The organism is Roseateles sp. (assembly GCF_052436255.1).
In the GTDB taxonomy this organism is placed as follows: domain Bacteria; phylum Pseudomonadota; class Gammaproteobacteria; order Burkholderiales; family Burkholderiaceae_C; genus Pelomonas.
This window is the reverse complement of sequence record NZ_JBQVNP010000239.1, coordinates 1-4,780: the sequence shown is the minus strand read 5'-3', so window position 1 is coordinate 4,780 and position 4,780 is coordinate 1. Positions and strand designations below refer to the sequence as shown.

General features: G+C 69.0%; 5 protein-coding genes and 2 pseudogenes. 1 reads left to right on the top strand and 6 read right to left on the bottom strand.

All coding sequences use genetic code 11. The annotated features are described in order from the left end of the window. A pseudogene (locus ACT6S0_RS26565) lies at window positions 1-259 on the bottom strand (hypothetical protein); the annotation flags it as partial. 136 nt (window positions 260-395) lie between these two features. After that, window positions 396-812 (bottom strand): MerR family transcriptional regulator, encoded by a 417-nt coding sequence (locus ACT6S0_RS26560; protein WP_444766732.1) that lies wholly within the window; start codon window positions 810-812, stop codon window positions 396-398. 51 nt (window positions 813-863) lie between these two features. Here ACT6S0_RS26560 and ACT6S0_RS26555 point away from each other — a divergent pair, with 51 nt between their 5' ends. After that, a complete protein-coding gene (locus ACT6S0_RS26555; RefSeq protein ID WP_444766731.1) occupies window positions 864-1,922 on the top strand; it encodes an MBL fold metallo-hydrolase in 1,059 nt (352 codons plus the stop codon). Between the two features lie 297 nt (window positions 1,923-2,219). Here the strand turns inward: ACT6S0_RS26555 and ACT6S0_RS26550 are convergent, their stop codons facing one another. The 4 genes and pseudogenes from ACT6S0_RS26550 to ACT6S0_RS26535 all read right to left on the bottom strand — a co-directional run. Then, window positions 2,220-3,029, bottom strand: a complete 810-nt coding sequence (locus ACT6S0_RS26550) for a M48 family metallopeptidase (protein WP_444766730.1) — start codon at window positions 3,027-3,029, stop codon at window positions 2,220-2,222. Window positions 3,030-3,036: 7 nt separating this feature from the next. After that, window positions 3,037-3,891 carry a lysophospholipid acyltransferase family protein gene (locus tag ACT6S0_RS26545; protein WP_444766729.1) on the bottom strand — a complete coding sequence of 285 codons (855 nt, stop codon included), beginning with the start codon at window positions 3,889-3,891 and terminating at the stop codon, window positions 3,037-3,039. Continuing rightward, a complete protein-coding gene (gene gmhB, locus ACT6S0_RS26540; protein ID WP_444766728.1) occupies window positions 3,891-4,535 on the bottom strand; it encodes a D-glycero-beta-D-manno-heptose 1,7-bisphosphate 7-phosphatase in 645 nt (214 codons plus the stop codon). The genes ACT6S0_RS26545 and gmhB overlap by 1 nt, the downstream gene beginning before the upstream one ends. Window positions 4,536-4,546: 11 nt before the next feature. Further along, window positions 4,547-4,780: pseudogene (locus tag ACT6S0_RS26535) on the bottom strand (glycine--tRNA ligase subunit beta); the annotation flags it as partial.

Here is a 4,780-nt window from a genome sequence, read left to right as displayed (position 1 = left end):
GCGCTGCGGCCACCGGGGCGGCGGCTTTCCTGGGTGCGGCCGCGGGGGCTGCGGCGGGCGCCGGCGGCCGGCGGCTGGCGCCTTTGTCGGCGTTCAGCTTGATCCAGTGGAAGACCGCGTCGGCGGCCTTTTGCGCACGCTCCAGATCGGCCTTGGGCGCTTCTTGTTGGGCGCGGGCGGGATGGGCCAGCAGCAGCAGCAGTGCGCCCGCAATGGCGGGCAGGGCAAGCGCCAAAGAGGGGCGCGGTCCAAGTGTCATGACAGCTCCACGAAGACGATACGGCCGGCGGCAGGAGGCTGCAGCCAGCGGCGGACTCTAGTGAGAGTTACAAATGGCGGCCGTCCGATCGTGCCGCTTCAGACGAAAAATTGCCGGTTCTGCCGCCCTGGCAGCGTCACGCCTTGCCGGCCAGGAGTGCGCGGCAGCGCTTCTCGTGCTGCTGGATCTCGGCCAACGTCACCTCGATGTCGTGGCGCTGCTGCTCAAGCTGGTTGCGGTGCTGCGCCAGGATGGTGAGGAACGCCCGCAGTTGGGGCGCGGCGCTGGCCTGGCTGTCGTACATGTCGACCAGCTGCTTGATCTCCTGCAGCGGCAGGCCCAGGCGCTTGCCGCGCAGCGTCAGCTTGAGCCGCGTGCGGTCACGCGGCGTGTAGACGCGGTTGCGGCCCTTGCGGCCGGGCTCCAGCAGGCCCATGTCCTCGTAAAAGCGGATGGCGCGCGGCGTGATGTCGAACTCGGCCGCCAGCTCGGTGATGGTGAAGGTGGGCTGGGGGGCTTCGGTCGCGGCGGTGACAGGGCGGCGAGGTGGCATGGCTACACTCGATTGACGTTAACGTCAGTCTAAGTCCAGCCGAGCAGCATCATGGCCAACCCGCGCGAATCCGAATTGCATTACCCGTTGGGCGACGCCCTGCCCGGCCCCGGCGAGGCGCTGGACCTGGCGCCCGGGCTGCGCTGGGTGCGCATGGGCCTGCCCTTTGCACTCGACCACATCAACCTGTGGCTGCTGCGTGACCGCATCGACGGGCGCGAGGGCTGGACCATCGTCGACTGCGGTATCGCCAGCGACGAGACGCGGGCCAACTGGCAGACCGTGTTTGCCGAGCGCCTGGACGGCCTGCCGGTGCTGCGCGTCATCGCCACCCACTTTCACCCGGACCACCTCGGCCTTGGCCACTGGCTGACCGAGAAGTGGAACTGCCGGCTGTGGATGAGCGCGACGGATTACAACCTCGCGCGTCTGGCCAGCGGCTCGACGGTGGGCATGGGCGGCGCGTCGGCTGCGGCCTTCTTCGGCAGCCATGGGCTGACCGATCCTGATGCGCTGGAGAAGATCCGCGCCCGCGCCGACTACTACCCGAGGATGGTGCCGGTCGTGCCGGCCAGCTACCGGCGCTTGATGGACGGCGGCGAGATCGACATTGGCGGCAAGACCTGGCACTGCATCGCCGGCTATGGACACGCGCCCGAGCACATCAGCCTGTTCTGCGCGCAAGCCAAGCTGCTGATCAGTGGCGACATGGTGCTGCCGCGCATTTCGACGAATGTCTCGGTCGTCGACGTCGAGCCCGAGGCCGACCCGCTGACGCTCTATCTCAACTCACTCGAGCGCTACCTCGATCTGCCCGCCGACACGCTGGTGCTGCCCTCGCACGGCAAGCCCTTCACCGGCCTGCATGCGCGCATCGACCAGTTGCAGGAGCACCATGTCGACCGCCTGGCCGAAGTCGTGGCGGCCTGCCGCGCCGCGCCGACGCACGCGGCCGGCCTGCTGTCGGTGTTGTTCAAGCGCAAGCTCGACCTGCACCAGACCACCTTCGCCATGGGTGAGGCGATTGCCCACCTGCATGCGCTGTGGCTGAAGGGCGAGCTCCGGCGCGACCTTGGCGCCGACGGCATCTACCGCTTCCTGCCGGCCTGAACCGGCGGCCAAAAAAGGAAAAGCCGCCGCGGGATCAGCCCGGCGGCGGCGTTTCGGCCTTCTATCGGTACCCTTCTCTCCCTCTGTCCACCAGCTTCAAGCCGGCTTGGGGTACCCGTGGTGACAGCGTCGGAGCGAAGTGTTGCTGAACGTGTCGGCGCGCGGATGACACCGGCCGGGGAATATTCACCCGCCACCGTATTTCGGGCCGAGCGCCGGGCCGCCCAGGCATGGCCGTCGCCCCGGGGGACCCACTGGAATGGCCCGTATTCAGCGCGGCCAGACCAGGCGAGGGGGTCACTGAACCACGATGGATTCCTCACGCAGCGCCTCGCGCGAACGCTCGAAGTCAGGCAGCACGGAACGCACCGTGTCCCAGAAAGCCGGGCTGTGGTTCATCTCCCGCAGATGCGCCAGCTCATGGGCGACGACGTAGTCGATGATGGCCGGCGTGAAGTGGATGAGACGCCAGTTCAGGCGAATGGAGCCGTCCGCACTCGCGCTGCCCCAACGTGTCTGCGCCGACGACAGCCGCAACCCCTTCATCGTCACGCCCAGCGCCTCGGCAAAGCGCCGGCAGCGCGGCAGGAAGTCCTCGCGGGCGCGGGCCTGCAGCCAGGACTGGGTCAGGTCGCGGATCTGCTCGGCCGAAGCGCCCAGGGGCAGCGGCAGGCGCAGCTGGCGCGTGGCGGTGTCCCACACCACCTCGCGTTCCGCGGGCGCCAGCACCAGCGTCAGCGCCTCGCCGAAATAGGGCAGGTGGCCGCCATCCAGCCACTCGATGCGCGAGGCCTGCACGCGCTGCTGGCGTTCGCGCTGCTCGACGAGCTTGCGCAAGATCCATTCGCCCTTGTGATGCAGGGCGCGCTCGATGTCGTCGATCGGCACCCAGCGCGGCGCGCTGACGCGCAGGCCCTGGGGCCCGACGACAAAGCCGATGCTGCGCCGACGCGCGCGCTTGAGTTCGTAGCCGACGCGGTGCTGGCCCAGCCACAGTTCCCGGCGCGCGCGCGACGCGCCGGGCTCGGCGGGCGTGATCTCCGGCATCACATCGAACAGCGACAGCTGGCTGTCCTGCAGGAGTGGAGCCGGGCGCTTGCTGGGCATGTCGGCGTCAGTGCGAATCTTGGGTTTGATCGAGTGACTGCCGCGGAGCCGGCTTTGCCGGGCCGCTGGCAGTGCCTCCTTCGAGGGGGGCGGCGAAGCCGGTAGGGGGTGGGCTGTACGCGTCGGGGTCGAGGCGGCGCATCTCGCTCTCGATCCAGTCCTTGACCTCGTTCATCAACTCGCCCGGTGCGCGGCCCACCGACGGAATCTGCCTGCCGATGGAGACATCCACCACGCCTGGGCGCAGCAGAAAGCTCTTGCGCGGCCAGCAGCGCGCGGCCGTCGCGGCGATGGGCACGACGGGCAGGCCGGCCTCGATGGCCAGGCGTGTGCCGCCGGTCTTGTAGTCGCCCACCTCGCCGCGGGCGATACGTGTGCCCTCGGGGAACATGATGACCCAGTTGCCCTGGCCGCCCAGGCGCTTGCCCTGGGTCAGCACCTTGTTCCAGGCCTCGGTGCGGCGGCCGCGGTCAATGTGGATCATGTCCATGCGCGCCATCGCCCAGCCGAAGAAGGGCACATAGAGCAGCTCGCGCTTGAACACATAGGCCAGCGGGTGGCTGAACAGCGCCGGGTAGGCGAAGGTCTCCCACGTGCTCTGGTGCTTGGACAGCAGCACGACGCCGGCGCGTCTGTCCGATGCCGGCGGCAGGTTCTCCATGCCGTGGATGCGCCAGCGGATGCCACAGATGAAGCGGGCGCTCCAGATGGCGACCTTGAGCCAGCCGGCGCAGGCCCAATAGACCGGGTCGCCGCGGCGGAAGATGGACAGGATGAGGACGCCGCTGGCCCAGGGGATGACGGTGACGATCAGCACCAGCACGAAGATCAACGAGCGAATCGCGCTCAACAGGTTGGACATCAATTCAGGTCTCCGGCCTGGGTGTCGGGGGCGAGGACCTGGCCGCGCTGCTCGGCAACGCGGCGGCGCTCCGCCTGGATGATGACTTCGGCGCAGCTCGCCAGGTCGTCGTGCACGCGGGCATTGGGTACCTGCACGAGCAGGTTGGCAAGCTCCTCGGTGCCGAGGTTGCCGAAGGGGCCGGTCAGCACGAGGTGGGGGATGCAGCCCGCGTTCTGGGCCGTCAGCAGGTCGGTCAGCGACGCGCCGACCATGTGCACCGTCGGCAGCTCGACATCGAAGCGCTGGCCGATCTGCTGGATCAGCCCTGGCAGCGGCTTGCGGCAGTCGCAGCCTTCCTCGGGCGTGTGCGGGCAGAAGAAGGCCGCGTCCAGGCGCCCGCCCTTCTCGGCCAGCAGCTGGTTCAGACGCAGGTGCACGGCGTTCAGCGAGGCCATGTCGAGCAGGCCGCGGCCGATGCCGGCCTGGTTGGTGGCCAGCACCGTGTGCCAGCCGGCATGGTTCAGGCGTGCGACGGCTTCCATCGCACCCGGCAGCGGGTCGAGCTCCTCCGGCGCCTTGACGTGGTCGTCGCGGTAGCGGTTGAGCGTGCCGTCGCGCCCGAGGATGACAAGCTTCATGCCGTGTGCGTGGTCGGCGCGCATCTGCGATTTCTTCAAGTCGCCAGGCGCGACAGGTTGGCCACGCGGTTCATCGCCGCGTGCAGGCGACCCAGCAGTGCCAGGCGGTTGGCGCGCAGGGCGGGGACCTCGGCGTTGACCATCACGCCGTCGAAGAAGGCGTCGACCGGCGCCTTCAGCGCAGCCAGGGCCTTGAGCGAGCCGGTGTAGTCGTGCTGCTCGAACAAACGGTCAGCGGCGGGCTGGACCTCGGCGATGGCAGTGGCCAG